This is a genomic window from Arthrobacter sp. NPDC080086 (genome assembly GCF_040702285.1).
Genome location: NZ_JBFBKP010000024.1, coordinates 19,021 through 34,081, shown reverse-complemented (window position 1 = coordinate 34,081; position 15,061 = coordinate 19,021). Strand labels below are relative to the sequence as shown.

Genomic DNA, 15,061 nt, shown 5'->3' with positions numbered 1-15,061 from the left:
CGGCCGGACCCTACGCGTCCAGCTCGTCGGCAACCTTGCGCAGGGCGGCGGCAATAGCCTTCGCCTTGTTGCCCTCGGGGTACTTGCCGGCCGACAGGGTGCCGGAGAGGTTGTCCAGCACCGTCACCAGGTCCTGGACCAGGGGCGCGAGGTCCTTGGCGCTGGGCCGCTTTGCCTTGGCGATCGACGGAGTCTTGTCCAGCACCCGCAGGCCCAGGGCCTGGGCGCCCTTGCGGCCGTCGGCCACGCCGAACTCAACCCGGGTTCCGGCCTTCAGCTCAACGACGCCCTCGGGCAATGCGGACTTGGGCAAGAAGACCTCCTGGCCGTCCTCGCCCGCGAGGAATCCGAAGCCTTTTTCCTTGTCATACCACTTGACCTTGCCGGTAGGCACGTAATCAACCTTCTTCGTTCTGCTGGGACGCGGCCGGCGGTCACCGCATCCGCACCGATGTGCGGGTTCAGGGTATGACCGCCCCGACCGTGTTGGTCTGTTCCTTCAAGGTTATCGTGCCCGGGCAGATTTGAGCGCTTGAGGCGCGGATGCAGGCGGACTGTTAGCGTTGCTGTCATGACTCCACAGCGTCTCCGGCGCTCCCTGCTGATCCTCGCCGCCGCCGTCGCCGTCCTTTCCCTGGCCGCCTTCGGCGCGGTGATCGCCCTGGCCGCCGGCAACGCCTTGGCGCCGGTCTGGCTGACCTCGGCCGCGCTGTACGGCCTGCCGGCCGCGTTCTTGCTGATGGCCCTCCTGGTGCTCGACGCCGTCATCGCCCGCCGCCGTGCCCGCGGCCTCGGCAGGGGCTGACGGAGACCCCATGTCCCAGATCCGCGCGCTCGGCGAGGACCTGCAGGCGCGCAGCGACGAGTCGTTGCGCGCGCTGTTCGCCGCGCGGCCGGACCTGATGATCCCCGCGGTCCCCGACTTCGCCGCCCTGGCCGCTCGGGCCAGCGGCCGCGTCAGCGTCCAACGCGCCTTGGAACGGCTGAACCGGCCGCAGATGCAGGTGCTGGAGGCGCTGCACCTGTGCACCAACGCCGACACCGGCCACAGCGCCTCGGCGGCAACCCTCAAGCGGCTGATCAAGGGCTCCACCGTGGCGGCGCTGGAGCGGCTGCTGGCCTCGCTCCAGGACCTGGCCCTCGTGCACCGGGCCGATCCGCCGCACGGCACGGGGGCCCCGGCGGCACGGCAACGCCACTACCTGCCGGTCGGCAGCCTGAAGGATGTCATCGGCATCTATCCGGCGGGCCTGGGCCGCAGCTACACCGAGCTCGTGCGCCTGCAGCCGGCGTTCGCGCAGCGGGTGGTCCAGCTGGTGGCCGAGCTGCACCAGTCCGGGGCGGGGATCGCGCCGGCGGACACCCCGATGGACGCCGCCCTCGCCCTGCAGCACTGGACCGGCTCGCCCGAGGCGCTGCAGGCCCTGCTCTCCCGCGCCCCGGACCGGACCGCCGCGCTGCTGGACCGGTTCGGGAACTGGGCCATGGGCGCGGTCCCGCAGGCGCAGCGCCGCGTGTCCGTGCTGACCGAGACTGTCGACGCCGGGCCGGTCGACTGGCTGCTGGCCCGCGGCCTGCTGGTCCCGCTGGACGCCGCGCACGTGGAACTGCCGCACAGCGTGGGGCTGGCCCTGCGCGGCGGGTACGTGATCGACCACTTCGCCCTGGCCCCGCCGGTGCCGAACCTGGGCCTGACCAGCGCCGCGCTGCGCCGGAACGCGGCGCTCGGCGCGATCGCCGAGACCCTCCGGCTGGCCGGCGAACTGCTGCACGCCGTCCAGGCCCAGCCGCTTGTCACGCTCCGCAGCGGCGGCGTCGGCGTCCGGGAAATGAAGCGGCTCGCGGACACGCTGCGGATCGGGCTGCCGGAAGCCGGGGTGCTGGTGGAACTGTGCGCCCTGGCCGGACTGCTCCGGCTCGACGTGGACAGCTCGGCCTGGGTCCAGCCCGAGCAGCTGGAATGGTTGACCCTGCCGCGGCAGGAGCAGTGGCTGTGGCTGGTCAACGCCTGGCTCTCCAGCGAACGCGTCCCCTCCCTCGTGGGCCAGCCGGCCGGCGGCGCGTCCGCCCCGTCGGGCCGGGCCGCGGGGGCCGCAGGCACCATCAACGCGCTCTCCGCCGAGGCCCAGCGGCCGGACGCTCCGGTGGTGCGCAAACGGATCCTGGAGATCCTGCAGGAGCTCACCATTGAGGCCGGTGCCGCGGACGGCCAGGCACCGGTACTGGACGCCGCGGCGGTGCTGGAACGTGCCGACTGGTCGCAGCCGCGCATGGCCCGCCGCTTCAGCTCGCTGATCCGCGGCGTGCTGGCGGAGGCGGAGATGCTGGGCCTGGTGGGTTCCGGGGCGCTGAGCCAGATCGGCGCCGAGATCGCCTTGGACCATCCGGAGACGGCGCTCGGCATCCTCGGCGAACACCTTCCGGCGGCCGTGAACCACGTGCTGCTTCAGGCCGACCTGACCGCCGTCGCACCCGGCTACCTGGACCCGGAGCTAAGCGGGAAGCTGCTCGCCATGGCCGACGCCGAGGGCCAGGGCCCGGCGACCATCTACCGGTTCTCGGTCGGCTCCATCCGGCGCGCCCTCGACGCCGGCCAAGACGCCGCGGGCCTGCTGGAATTCCTCCGGACGCACTCGGCCACCGCGGTGCCGCAGCCGCTGGAGTACCTGATCGAGGACACCGCGTCCCGCCACGCGCGGCTGCGGGTGGGCCCGGCGTCCAGTTTCATCCAGAGCGAGGACGAGACGGCGCTCCTGGAACTACTCAACGCCCCCGCCGCCGCGGGACTGGGCCTCATCCGCCTCGCCCCGACGGTCCTGGTCTCCACGGCCGCTCCCCGGGACGCGGCCCAGGTGATGCGCGGACTGGGCATGACGCCCTCCCTCGATGACGCCGCGTCCGCCGTCGTCCGGCTGCGGCGCAGCGCCGCCGCGCCCGGCAGCGCACGCCCCGTCTACACGGCGCCCCGCTCGGCCCCCGAGGACGCCGACGTCGACGCCCAGCTCGCGGTGCTCCGCGGCGGGCACCCGGCCGGCGGCGCGGGACCCGGCTCCGCCCACGGTCCGGGCGGTCCCGGCGCCGCGGGGACGGCGGCCGAGGCCAGCACCCAGCTGGGGCTGGAGACCCTGCACCGGGCGATCCGGTTGAAGCAGGCGGTGATGATGAACGTGGTCGACGGCCTCGGGAATGCCACCCGCGAGCGCGTTGTTCCGCTTGCAGTGAGTGGTGGACGGGTCCGTGTGTTCGACCCCGCGAGGGAGACCGAACGGGTCCTGTCCGTCCACCGGATCATTGATGTCGAGGCCACCGAGGAACTGCTCCCGTGAATGACGGACCACTGATCGTCCAGAGCGACAAGACCATCCTGCTGGAGGTCGACCACGAGCTGGCCACCGAGGCCCGGCACGCCATCGCCGCCTTCGCCGAGCTCGAACGCGCCCCCGAACACGTGCACAGCTACCGCCTGACGCCGCTGGGGCTCTGGAACGCGCGGGCCGCGGGCCTGGACGCCGAAAAAGTGCTGGACACGCTGCTGAAGTACTCCCGCTTCCCGGTGCCGCATGCCCTCCTGATCGACGTCGAGGAGACCATGTCCCGGTACGGCCGGCTGCGGCTGGAGAAGGACCCCCAGCACGGCCTGGTCATGCGCACCTCCGACTACCCGGTCCTCGAGGAAATCAGCCGCGCGAAGAAGATCGCGCCGCTGCTCGGCCCGCGGATCGACGCGGACACCGTGGTGGTCCACTCCTCCCAGCGCGGGCAGCTCAAGCAGCTGTTGCTGAAGCTCGGCTGGCCCGCCGAGGACCTGGCCGGCTACGTGGACGGGACCCCGCACCCGATCATGCTGGACGAGACCGGCTGGAAGCTCCGGCCCTACCAGCGGCTGGCCACGGAGAACTTCTGGGCCGGCGGCAGTGGCGTCGTCGTGCTCCCCTGCGGCGCCGGCAAGACCCTGGTGGGCGCCGCCGCGATGGCCACCAGTTCCACCACCACGCTCATCCTGGTCACCAACACCGTCTCGGCCCGGCAGTGGAAGGACGAGCTGCTCAAGCGCACCTCCCTGACCGAGGAGGAGATCGGTGAGTACTCCGGCTCCGTCAAGGAGGTCCGGCCGGTGACCATCGCCACCTACCAGGTGCTCACCACCAAGCGCGGCGGCCTGTACCCGCACCTGGAACTGGTCGACGGCAACGATTGGGGCCTGATCATCTATGACGAGGTCCACCTGCTGCCGGCGCCGATCTTTCGGATGACCGCGGACCTGCAGGCACGGCGCCGGCTGGGGCTCACGGCCACCCTGGTCCGCGAGGACGGCCGCGAGGGCGAGGTCTTCAGCCTGATCGGCCCCAAGCGCTACGACGCCCCGTGGAAGGACATCGAGGCGCAGGGCTACATCGCACCGGCGGACTGTGTTGAGGTCCGGGTGGACCTGCCGCGGGACGAGCGGGTGGCGTACGCCATGGCCGACGACGCCGACAAGTACCGGCTCTGTGCCACGTCCGAGACCAAGACCGGGATCGTGGAGCGGCTGGTTGCCGAGCACAAGGGCGAGCAGCTGCTGGTGATCGGCCAGTACATCGACCAGCTGGACGAGATCGGCGGGCGCCTCAAAGCCCCGGTGATCAAGGGCGACACCTCCGTCAAGGAACGCCAGCGCCTCTTCGACGCCTTCCGCGCCGGCGAGGTCCGCACCCTGGTGGTGTCCAAGGTGGCCAACTTCTCCATCGACCTGCCGGAGGCGTCCGTGGCCATCCAAGTCTCCGGGTCCTTCGGGTCCCGTCAGGAGGAGGCGCAGCGGCTGGGCCGGCTGCTGCGGCCCAAGCAGGACGGCCGCGCCGCCCGCTTCTACTCCCTGGTGGCCCGGGACACCCTGGACCAGGACTTCGCCGCGAAGCGCCAGCGGTTCCTGGCCGAGCAGGGCTACGCCTACCGGATCATGGACGCCAAGGACGTCGGCGCCGGGGACTAGGCCCCGCCGCTCCCCTGTCGCACTAGCCGCATCACTTCCCGGACGCGGAACGGCCCGGTCCCGCCGCCGCAGCGGACGGTCCCGGGCCGCCGTTATCCTTGCCTGCCTCGCCGCCTAGGTGACGCCGGTGGAGCCGTCCTGTTCCATCAACCCGGTCCGCGGATCGAGCTGCGGCTTCTGGTAGGCGAACTCCCCGCCGCTTCGCCCACCGAAGGGGCGTCCGTGGTCGGCGAACTCCTCCCGGAAGTAGGCCAGGCACCACGGACCCATCTGCAGCCGTGCTCCGGTGCGGAGGATGGAGCTGTCCGCGGGGCCGAAGCTTCCGGTGACCACCCCGTGCCGGACCAGGACGTACTCGTCCCGTTCGTTGTGGACGATCTCCGCATGGATTGGTTCGAGGCCGTCCAACTGCAGGTCGGCGTCCGGCCCGCTGCCGATGCTCATCCGTTCCCCGGAGAGATTGAACTCGCGCGGCACCTGGCCGTCCCACGTTGCCGAGTCCTGGACGAAGATCAGCCGTGGACGCCCGCTGCCCCTGGTGTGGTGCGTCGTGGTCACCTTGCGCACGATCCGCCGCTTGACCGTGGGCAGCAGCGGCAGCGGGGTTTCCGGCGGGAGCAGGGACATCCCGACGTCCTTGGTCCGCCCGCCGCGCCGGGCCAGCGGAGCCACGGTGCGCACGTTGCCGAGCCGGATATGCGGGGACCGGGTCAGCAGCCGCTGGGCCCGGCCCGTCCGGACCGACCCCAGGGATGCGATGAGACCCTGCGGTCCCTCGATCACTACGGTGAGTCCCTGCTCGGCCAAGGTCTTAGCCAGCGGGCGCAGCTGCTGCAGGGATGGCATCCGCTGGCCAAACGACGCGTCGAGGCTGCCCAGCGTCACCTTCACCTCGGTGCCGGCCGCCTGAAGCGTGCCGGAAGTACCCCCACCGGAGGGTTCCGTCACGGAGAACTCCAGGTCGGCGTCGACCCTGAACCGGGGTCCCATGTCAGCGTCTGTTCTTGTCGGACCCCGCCGCATCGCGGTCGCTGGTCGTCACGCGGAGGCTGCCGTTGAGCTTCCACGTGGCCCGCGGCGCATCCGGGCCGATGTCACGCGGCACCTCTACGGTCATGTCGACGAACTCGTAGTTGATCGCGGCGCCCTTACCCGTCAGGTAGGACCACATTTCCTCTGCAAGATCCGCCCAGTCCCGGATGGAACGGTTGGCCGCTGAGTCCGCCCCGCCGGACTGTGGAATTGTCGCTTCAGACATCGTTTACTCCAGTCGTAGAGTGACGCTCCCGGCTGGAACCGGGCCGTTAGCCAACTCTAATCCGGGACCCGCCGCACGGGAATGGCTTCGCCAAGGTTCTCTCCGGAAGGGCACCCGGAGATGATCACGCAACACACACGATTCGTCCAGAAAACTCACAGAGTCTGGGAGCAAGATGGGAATCATGAAAAAGAACGGTCCCGAAGCCAAGCTGCTCGTCGTCGATGATGAACCGAACATCCGCGAGCTGCTGTCCACCTCGCTGCGCTTCGCAGGCTTCGAGGTTGTTTCGGCCGGCACCGGGCGCGATGCCCTGGCAGCCGCCGACCAGCACTCCCCCGACCTGGCCGTCCTGGACGTCATGCTCCCGGACATGGACGGGTTCACCGTCACACGGCGCCTGCGCGCCGCCGGGAAGCACTTCCCCGTGCTGTTCCTGACCGCCAAGGACGACACCGAGGACAAGGTCACCGGGCTCACCGTCGGCGGCGACGACTACGTCACCAAGCCGTTCAGCCTCGACGAGGTCGTGGCCCGGATCCGCGCGGTGCTGCGCCGCACCCAGCCGCTGCAGGACGACGACGCCGTCATCCGCGTCGATGACCTGGAGCTCGACGACGACGCCCACGAGGTGCGCCGCGGCGGCACGGTGATCGAGCTCTCCCCCACCGAGTTCAAGCTGCTCCGCTACCTGATGCTCAACCCCAACCGGGTGCTCTCCAAGGCCCAGATCCTGGACCACGTCTGGGAGTACGACTTCAATGGCGACGCCTCGATCGTGGAGTCCTACATCTCGTACCTGCGGCGCAAGGTGGACACCGACCCCGGTGCCGCCGCCCTGATCCAGACCAAGCGCGGCGTCGGCTACGTGCTGCGGACGGCCGAGAAGCGCTGACCTTGCTGCGCCGGTGGAAGGCGGCCTCGCTGCGCTCGCAGCTGGTGGCCATCATGATGGCCCTGATGCTGGTGGCGTTGACCGCCACCGGCGCGGGAACGCTGGCCCTGCTGCACAGCTACCTGCAGGGCCAGGTCGACGACCGGCTCAAGGTCGCCGTCGAAACGGCCCACCAGCAACAGTCCTTCGAGCAGCTGCAGGACCAGGGGCCCAACGTCCCCACCGACTATTCGCTGTTGCTTTTCACCCCCGGCCAGCCGTCCATCATCTTCGGCGGCAAGGGTCCCCGGCCTGCCATCGGCAGCATCAGCCCGGAGGACGCCCGCAGCCGCGCGGAGGTTCCGTTCCAGGTCCGCGGCACCGACGGCCGGAACTGGCGGGTGGTGGCGGTCAACGTCCTGGACGCCAACCGGCGCAACGCCGTCGTCGTCATCGGCCTGCCCCTCTACCCGGTGGACTCCGTCATGGAGCACGCCACCCTGGTGGTGGTCGGCGTCGGACTGCTGACGCTGGTGCTGGCCTTCTTCATCGCCACCTGGACCGTTGGCCGGTCCTTCCGTCCTCTGTCCCGCGTGGAGAAGACCGCGGCCGCGATCGCCGCCGGGGACCTGTCCCGGCGCGTGGACGTGGAGAATCCGGACACCGAGGTAGGCCGGCTTAGCCGCTCCCTCAATGCCATGCTGGCCCACATCGAAACCGCGTTTGCCGCGCGAATGGCCTCCGAGGCCAAGATGCGCCGCTTCGCCGCCGACGCCTCCCACGAGCTGCGCACCCCACTGGTGACCATCCGCGGGTTCTCCGAGCTGTACCGGCACGGCGCCCTGGCCACCCCCGAGGACGTGGCCACCGCGATGGGACGGATCGAGAGCGAGGCCATTCGCATGGGCGCCATGGTGGAGGACCTCCTGCTCTTGGCCCGGATCGACGAGCAACGGCCGCTGCAGCAGAAACCCATTGACCTGCTCCTGCTGGGCCATGACGCCGTGGTGGACACCCAGGTTGCCGACCGCAGCCGGGTCGTCTCGCTGCGCGGGCTGGACGGCGGCGCCGCGTCCCCGGCGCCTGTGCTGGGCGACGAGGCGAAGCTGCGGCAGGTGATCAGCAACCTGGTGGGCAACGCTTTGCGCTACACGCCGGAGGGCAGCCCGATCGAATTGGCCGTGGGGGTGCGGACCGAGGCCGACGGCGGCCGCCGCTCGGTGATCGAGGTGCGTGACCACGGCGCCGGCGTCTCCGAGGAGGAGGCCGTCAGGATCTTCGAGCGGTTCTACCGCGCCGATACCTCCCGGACCCGGGAGACCGGCGGCAGCGGGCTGGGGCTGGCGATCGTCGCCGCCATCGTCGCCTCCCACTCCGGCAGCGTCCGGGTCCAGCCGACCGACGGCGGCGGCGCCACCCTGGTGGTAAGCCTGCCCTACCTGGACGAGGCGCCGTCAGAGGAGCCCGGGACGGCGGAGGTTCTTCCGGCTTTCGGCGACGGCACCGACCGGGCCGCGCCGGCTGACGGGCCCGCCGACGAAGTTGCTGCAATCGGTGGTGCGGACCGCGCCGCGGGCGGCAGCCAGGGAACCGGGTTATCCACATAGCGACCTTGCGGCGTGGAAGCCGACGGCGGCGCCTTCGTAGGCTCGAGGAGTCCGGAAAGCCCGGACCCTCCACCGCAGGCAGCCGGGAGCCCGCCGCACGGCCCTCCCTGTGGCCGCCCCTACCGGTCCGGCGCCCGGCTGCCTGCCCCTCGAAAGGCCGCACCGTGAGCATTCTTTCCGTCGATACCGAACTGTTGCAGCTCAAGTCCGCCACCGTCCAGGCCACGGTCGACCGGATCAGCGCCGACGTCCAGGCGATGAAACGCGGGCTGGAGGAACTTCAGTCCAGCTGGCGCGGCGCCGCCGCCACCAACTTCCAGGCGCTGGTCGTGGAGTGGTCCCTGACGCAGGGGAAGGTGGAAGCCTCCCTCGCCTCGATCAACCACGCCCTCAGTTCGGCGGCCGCGAACTACGACCAGACCGAGCTGAGCAACGCGCAGCGCTTCGGCTAGGGATCAGGCCTCGGCGGTGCCCTGGTGGAACCGCAGCCGCCACTGGTGTCCGTCGAGGACCCAGAGCGAGCTGCGCAGCACCGTTCCGGCCCGGGTCCGGCTGCGGTAGGTGAGCAGGACGGTGTCCGGGCCGATGCGCTCCGCCGCCAGCGTCTCCAGGGCCGCGTGGGGGCCGGGGTTTTCCTCCAGCGCCATCATGACCTCGTCGCGGGTCCAGAGCCGCCCGGAGCTGCCGATCTCGGTGAACTCCGGGTGCAGCAACACCCCGGTCCGGCCCAGGTCGGCCCTGGTCTCCGGCTGCAGCAGTTCCCGCTCCAGGGCCTCCACGATCCGCTCCGGCTCCTGCGCCGTCGCTGCGGCCGCGGTCTGGTCCGCCAGCTCACTGAACAGGTCCGGTTCCGCGTACCCGTCCGGGCCGCCGAAGAGGGTGGGCTCGTCAAAGGCCACGGGTGTCGCGGGTGACGCGGCTGCCGGGGCGGTTGCCTGCGAGGGCGCTGCCTGCGGGGCCGCCGGGGTGCCGGGCCGGACGAAGCCGGGGCCTTGCCGGACGGCGACACCCTGCTGGTAGGCCATGGCGGCGCCGCGGGCACGGTCATCCGCGGCCTCGTTTAGTTCGTGGCCGGCGTGGCCGCGGACCCACTCGAACCGGTATTTGCGGCCGACCAGGGCCCGGTCAATGTCCTTCAGGAGGTCCACATTGAGCACAGGTTTGCCGTCGGACTTCTTCCAGCCCTTCCGCTTCCAGCCCGGCATCCACTTGGTGACCGAGTTGATGACGTACTGGCTGTCGCAGAGGATGTGCAGCTCCTCGTCGGCGAGGTGGGCCGTGGAGCGGAAGAGGTCCAGCACGGCCATCAGCTCGCCCTGGTTGTTGGTGCCGTGCGGCCAGCCGCCGGCGTGCCAGCAGTTGTCGTTCACGTACCAGGCCCATCCGGCCGGACCGGGGTTTCCAAGGGCCGAACCGTCGGCCGCAGCTGTAATCGTCACTGCACTATCCTGCCAGACCTGCCTGCCTCCACCGCTCCCTCACCCCCGGCGCGGGCGGCTTAAACGCCGGCGGCGGCCCCACCATAAGGTGGGACCGCCGTCGTCGTTGTACCGGGGCCTGCAGCGGACTACCGGCCGGGGTGGGCCGGGTGGCCGGGTGGCTAGAAGCCGCCCATACCGCCCATGCCGCCCATGTCGTCGCCGCCGCCCATGGCCGGAGCGTTCTTCTCCGGCTTGTCGGCCACGACGGCCTCGGTGGTGAGGAACAGGCCGGCGATGGAGGCCGCGTTCTGCAGGGCAGAGCGGGTGACCTTCACCGGGTCGTTGATGCCGGCAGCCAGCAGGTCGACGTATTCGCCGGTGGCGGCGTTCAGGCCGTGGCCGGCGGCGAGGCCGCGGACCTTGTCCACCACAACGCCCGGCTCGAGGCCGGCGTTGAAGGCGATCTGCTTCAGCGGAGCGTCGATGGCAACGCGGACGATGTTCGCACCGGTAGCCTCGTCGCCCGAGAGCTGCAGGTTGGCGAACGCCTTGGCGCCGGCCTGGATCAGGGCCACGCCACCGCCGGCGACGATGCCCTCTTCAACGGCAGCCTTCGCGTTGCGGACGGCGTCCTCGATGCGGTGCTTGCGTTCCTTGAGCTCGACCTCGGTTGCGGCACCGGCCTTGATAACTGCAACACCGCCGGCCAGCTTGGCCACGCGCTCTTGCAGCTTTTCACGGTCGTAGTCGGAGTCGGAGTTCTCGATCTCGGCGCGGATCTGGGACACGCGGCCGGCGATCTGGTCGGCGTCGCCGGCACCTTCGACGATGGTGGTCTCGTCCTTGGTGACAACAACCTTGCGGGCCTTGCCGAGCAGCTCCAGGCCGGCGGTCTCAAGCTTGAGGCCGACTTCCTCGGAGATGACCTGGCCACCGGTGAGGATGGCGATGTCGGCCAGCTGGGCCTTGCGGCGGTCGCCGAAGCCCGGAGCCTTGACGGCGACGGACTTGAAGGTGCCGCGGATCTTGTTGACGATCAGGGTGGCCAGGGCCTCGCCCTCGATGTCTTCGGCGATGATCAGCAGCGGCTTGTTGGACTGCATGACCTTCTCGAGGACAGCAACCAGTTCCTTGACGTTGGAGATCTTGGAGTTGACGATCAGGATGTACGGATCCTCGAGGACCGTTTCCTGGCGCTCGGCGTCGGTGACGAAGTAGGCGGAGATGTAGCCCTTGTCGAAGCGCATGCCTTCGGTGAGCTCCAGCTCGAGGCCGAAGGTGTTGGACTCCTCGACCGTGATGACGCCTTCCTTGCCGACCTTGTCCAGGGCCTCGGCAATGAGGGCACCGATCTCGTTGTCGCCGGCGGAGATGGACGCGGTGGCGGCGATCTCTTCCTTGGTCTCGATTTCCTTGGCGGAGGCCAGGAGCTCGGCGGTGACGGCGTCGACAGCCTTCTCGATGCCGCGCTTGAGGGACAGCGGGTCAGCGCCGGCCGCGACGTTGCGCAGGCCTTCCTTGACCAGGGCCTGGGCCAGCACGGTGGCGGTGGTGGTACCGTCGCCGGCGACATCGTCCGTCTTCTTGGCAACTTCCTTGACCAGCTCGGCGCCGATCTTCTCGTACGGGTCGTCCAGCTCGATCTCCTTGGCGATGGAAACACCATCGTTGGTGATCGTGGGGGCGCCCCACTTCTTCTCGAGGACGACGTTGCGTCCACGCGGGCCGAGGGTGACCTTGACGGCGTCGGCGAGGATGTTCAGACCCCGCTCAAGACCGCGGCGTGCCTCTTCATCAAATGCAATGATCTTGGCCATAACGGCAGTAGTCCTTTCGGGACAGTCGTTAAAGAATGAACCTTGGCGTCGGTGCCCGCGACGGACGATACCTGCCCGGCAGCCTCTGTACGCCGCCGGACCGGGATCTCACCCAGCCAGGTGTTTCCTTTGCTCCCGCGGCACCGATGCTGCGCCCGGACCGGGGCCCGGCGTTAGCAGTCGATGAGCGGGAGTGCTAACTCCATAATTAGCACTCCCCCGGGGAGAGTGCAAGAAGGCTTCGCGCTCCGGGGCCTGTCCACGCGGAGCGCTTCGCCGAGGGCGATCAGGACCCGCCGCTGCGGGCCGTTTCACTGCCGGTCATCTTCGCCGTGTTGTCCGGCCCGTAGGTGTACACCATGTAGGCCGCGGCGGTCACGTCGCCATTGCTATCGAAGCTCACGGGGCCGGACTGGCCCTCGTAGTTGGGGCGCTTGCCGGCGTGGAGGACGTCGACGCACTCCTTGTAGTTGTGGCAGTCGGCGGGCTCGCCGGCCACTGCCCCGCCCGAGCCCGCGGTGCCGCCGGAGACGGCGATGAGCCGGGAGGCGATGGAGGTGCCGGCGTCGTCCTGCGCCGCGGCGGCGGCGATGGCGGCGAGGTTGACGGCGTCGTAGGCCTCCGCGGCGAAGGTCATGTCCTTGAGCCCGGGATCGATGCCGACCAGGCCCGCCTGGAACTGCGCGCTGGGGAACGTGCCGGGGAGCACTCCGCGGGCACCGTCCAGGGCGTGGGAGCCCAGGCCCTGGCCGTACTGGCCCACCGCGCCGTCGGAGAGCACCAGCTTTTTCCCCGCGAGTCCGGCGTTGTTGAGTTCGGCGATGGCGCCCTGCGCACCCTGCCGGGCGATGAGGACCACGGCGTCGGGCGCGGCGGCCTTGGCCGCGGTCGCCGCCTGCTGTGCCTGGCCGGCCGGGAATTCGGCGTCGATGGGCGTGCCGAGGCCGGCGGACTTCGCCGCGGCGGAGACCGCCACGGAGACCTCCTTGCCGTAGCTTCCGGCCTCGTGCAGGACGGCGAGCGTCTTGGCGCCGCCGTCCTTGGCGAGCTTGACCAGGATGGAGGCTTGGGCGACGTCGGCGGCGGCGGTTCGGAAGTAGTAGCCTCCGCTCCGGTAGCTGCTGAGTCCCGGTGCGGCGGTGGCCGGGGAGATCATGGCGATTTTGGCTTTGGAGAGCACGTCGATCGCGGCGGCGGCGTGGCTGGAATCCGTGGGGCCGATGACGACGTCGGCCCTGGCCGCCGCGAGGGCCTTGGCCTGGGCGGCGGTGTCCGCACTGATGGTTTCGGGGAGCAGTTCCACGGGCTTGCCCTTATGGCCGCCGGCGGCGTTGATCTCCTTGACGGCGAGTTTCACCGCGGCCAGTTGCGGGGCGTTGAGGAAGCTCTGGTCCCCGGTGTTGTCCAGCAGCACACCGATCCGCAGGGTTCCGTCCCCGCTGGCCTCGGCGGCGTCCGTCCGGGCGTTGCCGGTGGCACCGGAGCACCCGGTGAGGGCCAGGGCGGAGGCAAGAAGGGCGGACAGGACGACGGCGGCGCCGCCGGCCGTTTGTCGGCTGGCTGTTCGTCGGCCGGCTGTGGCCCGCGCCGCGGCGGTCGGCGTTGAGTCAGGACGGGCCACTAGGCGGGCCTGACGCTCTCGGCCTGGGGGCCCTTTTCGCCTTCGCCTACCTCAAGTTCCACCCTCTGGCCCTCGGCCAGCGCACGGTAGCCCTCGCCGGCGATGGCGGACCAGTGGACGAAGACGTCGATGCCCGAGCCGTCCACGGTGATGAAGCCGTAGCCCTTCTCCGCATTGAACCACTTGACGGTGCCCAGAGCCATCGTTTCCACACTTTCAGCTAGCTTGGCCGCGGTGCACCTCGCTGTGCGCCGCGGAGCGGTCATGAACTCCGGCCACTGTACCCGCCGGTCCCGGGCGTGCCGGTCCGCGCGTCAGGGGGTCGGCCGGAACGTTATGCAGGCGTAACCGGCCCGGCCAGCAACCGGGTCAGCGGTAGCCGGGGCCCAGGACGACGACCAGGGGCATCTTGAAATCGGCCGAATCGACCAGGGTGGCGATTCCCAGCAGGGCGGCGAGTTCCTGGGCATTGGCCTTCTGCGCGGCGCCGTTGTAGTAGACCACGGAGGTCTGCTGCCGCGGGCCGGTCCAGTTGCCGAGCGGGCCCAAGACCCACCCGTCGGAGGTGACCGTGCTGCCGACGCGGCCGGCGAGGCCCGCCGTCGTCGTGCCGTTGTAGACCGCCACCGGCTGCGTCTTGTCGACGGCGGCCGCGGTTGCCGTCGGGGCCGGGGTGGTGCCGGAGGAAGCGGCAGCCACCGTGCTGCCCGGGTCGCTGGTGGGCGACGTTGTCGGCTGCGCGGTCGGGGCCGCGGTGGGCTGCGCGGTGGCGGACGCGGCTGCCGTGGCGCTGCTCTTATCCGCGGCCATCGCCGTTCCGCCGGCGGGACCAAAGCCCAGCCGGGGCAGCAGCAGGAAGGCAACCAGGCCGACGGCCAGGGCGAACGCTCCTACCGACAGGATGGGTGCCAGTCCGCGGGACCTGGCGGCCGCGACGGTGCGGTGAACCCCTTGGCGCGTGGAGGTCTCCGGGACCCGGTCGAATTCATCCCGTGGGTATCTGGTCATGGTGAAGCGCTGTCCTTGCTGATTTCTAGTGGTCCGCGGCCGGAACCGGTGCAGATTCCGGGACTCCGGCGCCGCGTTCTGCCCGGGGCGTACCCGGCGGGTTCAGGCGTCCGAACCCAGGCGCCGGGCCGTGCGGGCACGTTGTCGTGACGTACGTAGTCTACGCAATCGCTTCACCAGCATCGGGTCATGGGCCAGCGCGGCCTCGGTGTCGATGAGGGCGTTGAGGATCTGGTAGTAGTGCGTGGCGGACAGGTCGAAGAGTTCCCGGACGGCCTGTTCCTTGGCCCCGGCGTACTTCCACCACTGCCGTTCGAGGCCCAGCATTTCCTTGTCGCGGCTGCTCAGCCCGGACTCGTCCGGTCCGGCTTCCCCGTGGCCTGCGTCGACCGGAACCTCGTCCGCCGTCGCGTTCTCCGGCACTGCTTCGGCCACGGCTCACTCCCTGCTCGCTGTTGTGGATTCCTCCCCAATGCTACGGGCGAA

At 70.3% G+C, this 15,061-nt stretch carries 15 protein-coding genes; 6 read left to right on the top strand and 9 right to left on the bottom strand.

The genetic code is table 11. The features are described from left to right. Positions 1 to 10 precede the first annotated feature (10 nt). Entirely contained in the window at positions 11 to 394 is a 384-nt protein-coding gene (locus tag AB0305_RS10515; RefSeq protein WP_290258705.1) for a cold-shock protein, read from the bottom strand. Between the two features lie 177 nt (positions 395 to 571). Between AB0305_RS10515 and AB0305_RS10510 the strand changes: the two genes are divergently transcribed. From AB0305_RS10510 to AB0305_RS10500, 3 genes are read left to right on the top strand one after another with little or no spacing between them, the layout of a single operon-like run. Further along, a complete protein-coding gene (locus AB0305_RS10510; protein WP_364138748.1) occupies positions 572 to 805 on the top strand; it encodes a hypothetical protein in 234 nt (77 codons plus the stop codon). Positions 806 to 815: 10 nt separating this feature from the next. Further along, entirely contained in the window at positions 816 to 3,326 is a 2,511-nt protein-coding gene (locus AB0305_RS10505) for a helicase-associated domain-containing protein (protein ID WP_364138750.1), read from the top strand. After that, entirely contained in the window at positions 3,323 to 4,969 is a 1,647-nt protein-coding gene (locus tag AB0305_RS10500) for a DNA repair helicase XPB (protein WP_364138751.1), read from the top strand. Before AB0305_RS10505 ends, AB0305_RS10500 begins: the two co-directional genes overlap by 4 nt. 114 nt (positions 4,970 to 5,083) lie before the next feature. Here AB0305_RS10500 and AB0305_RS10495 read toward each other — a convergent pair whose 3' ends face one another. Beyond that, positions 5,084 to 5,959, bottom strand: coding sequence for an FHA domain-containing protein (locus AB0305_RS10495; protein ID WP_364138753.1), 876 nt, complete (start codon positions 5,957 to 5,959; stop codon positions 5,084 to 5,086). Between the two features lies 1 nt (position 5,960). Then, entirely contained in the window at positions 5,961 to 6,227 is a 267-nt protein-coding gene (locus tag AB0305_RS10490; RefSeq protein WP_290258710.1) for a hypothetical protein, read from the bottom strand. Between the two features lie 184 nt (positions 6,228 to 6,411). Here AB0305_RS10490 and AB0305_RS10485 point away from each other — a divergent pair, with 184 nt between their 5' ends. The 3 genes from AB0305_RS10485 to AB0305_RS10475 all read left to right on the top strand — a co-directional run bounded on the left by AB0305_RS10485 (position 6,412) and on the right by AB0305_RS10475 (position 9,160). Then, positions 6,412 to 7,122 (top strand): response regulator transcription factor, encoded by a 711-nt coding sequence (locus AB0305_RS10485; RefSeq protein ID WP_290258711.1) that lies wholly within the window; start codon positions 6,412 to 6,414, stop codon positions 7,120 to 7,122. Positions 7,123 to 7,124: 2 nt separating this feature from the next. Further along, the gene (locus AB0305_RS10480) at positions 7,125 to 8,708 is read left to right on the top strand and encodes a HAMP domain-containing sensor histidine kinase (RefSeq protein ID WP_364138755.1); all 1,584 of its coding nucleotides are present in this window, start codon (positions 7,125 to 7,127) and stop codon (positions 8,706 to 8,708) included. A gap of 164 nt (positions 8,709 to 8,872) precedes the next feature. Beyond that, complete coding sequence (locus tag AB0305_RS10475; protein WP_290258714.1) at positions 8,873 to 9,160, top strand: WXG100 family type VII secretion target; 288 nt, start codon at positions 8,873 to 8,875, stop codon at positions 9,158 to 9,160. Between the two features lie 3 nt (positions 9,161 to 9,163). On the opposite strand, the gene AB0305_RS10470 is transcribed toward AB0305_RS10475, so the two are convergent. The 6 genes from AB0305_RS10470 to AB0305_RS10445 all read right to left on the bottom strand — a co-directional run bounded on the left by AB0305_RS10470 (position 9,164) and on the right by AB0305_RS10445 (position 14,923). Then, positions 9,164 to 10,147 (bottom strand): ribonuclease HI family protein, encoded by a 984-nt coding sequence (locus AB0305_RS10470; RefSeq protein WP_364138757.1) that lies wholly within the window; start codon positions 10,145 to 10,147, stop codon positions 9,164 to 9,166. A 161-nt stretch (positions 10,148 to 10,308) separates the two neighbouring features. Further along, on the bottom strand, positions 10,309 to 11,946 hold the full coding sequence (gene groL, locus AB0305_RS10465) for a chaperonin GroEL (RefSeq protein ID WP_366172825.1): 1,638 nt from the start codon (positions 11,944 to 11,946) through the stop codon (positions 10,309 to 10,311). Positions 11,947 to 12,232: 286 nt separating this feature from the next. Beyond that, a complete protein-coding gene (locus tag AB0305_RS10460; protein ID WP_364138852.1) occupies positions 12,233 to 13,471 on the bottom strand; it encodes an ABC transporter substrate-binding protein in 1,239 nt (412 codons plus the stop codon). Positions 13,472 to 13,566: 95 nt separating this feature from the next. Then, positions 13,567 to 13,770 (bottom strand): cold-shock protein, encoded by a 204-nt coding sequence (locus tag AB0305_RS10455; protein WP_290258717.1) that lies wholly within the window; start codon positions 13,768 to 13,770, stop codon positions 13,567 to 13,569. 166 nt (positions 13,771 to 13,936) lie between these two features. Beyond that, the gene (locus AB0305_RS10450) at positions 13,937 to 14,575 is read right to left on the bottom strand and encodes a LytR C-terminal domain-containing protein (RefSeq protein ID WP_364138759.1); all 639 of its coding nucleotides are present in this window, start codon (positions 14,573 to 14,575) and stop codon (positions 13,937 to 13,939) included. A gap of 102 nt (positions 14,576 to 14,677) precedes the next feature. Further along, positions 14,678 to 14,923 (bottom strand): DUF3263 domain-containing protein, encoded by a 246-nt coding sequence (locus AB0305_RS10445; RefSeq protein ID WP_364138853.1) that lies wholly within the window; start codon positions 14,921 to 14,923, stop codon positions 14,678 to 14,680. Between the last annotated feature and the right edge of the window lie 138 nt (positions 14,924 to 15,061).

Excerpts from the sequence above, each read along its gene's own strand:
- AB0305_RS10510 (WP_364138748.1), top strand. The coding sequence starts at position 572 with ATGACTCCACAGCGTCTCCGGCGCTCCCTGCTGATCCTCGCCGCCGCC.
- AB0305_RS10505 (WP_364138750.1), top strand. The coding sequence starts at position 816 with ATGTCCCAGATCCGCGCGCTCGGCGAGGACCTGCAGGCGCGCAGCGAC.
- AB0305_RS10495 (WP_364138753.1), bottom strand. The coding sequence starts at position 5,959 with ATGGGACCCCGGTTCAGGGTCGACGCCGACCTGGAGTTCTCCGTGACG.
- AB0305_RS10490 (WP_290258710.1), bottom strand. The coding sequence starts at position 6,227 with ATGTCTGAAGCGACAATTCCACAGTCCGGCGGGGCGGACTCAGCGGCC.
- AB0305_RS10485 (WP_290258711.1), top strand. The coding sequence starts at position 6,412 with ATGAAAAAGAACGGTCCCGAAGCCAAGCTGCTCGTCGTCGATGATGAA.
- groL (WP_366172825.1), bottom strand. The coding sequence starts at position 11,946 with ATGGCCAAGATCATTGCATTTGATGAAGAGGCACGCCGCGGTCTTGAG.
- AB0305_RS10455 (WP_290258717.1), bottom strand. The coding sequence starts at position 13,770 with ATGGCTCTGGGCACCGTCAAGTGGTTCAATGCGGAGAAGGGCTACGGC.
- AB0305_RS10450 (WP_364138759.1), bottom strand. The coding sequence starts at position 14,575 with ATGACCAGATACCCACGGGATGAATTCGACCGGGTCCCGGAGACCTCC.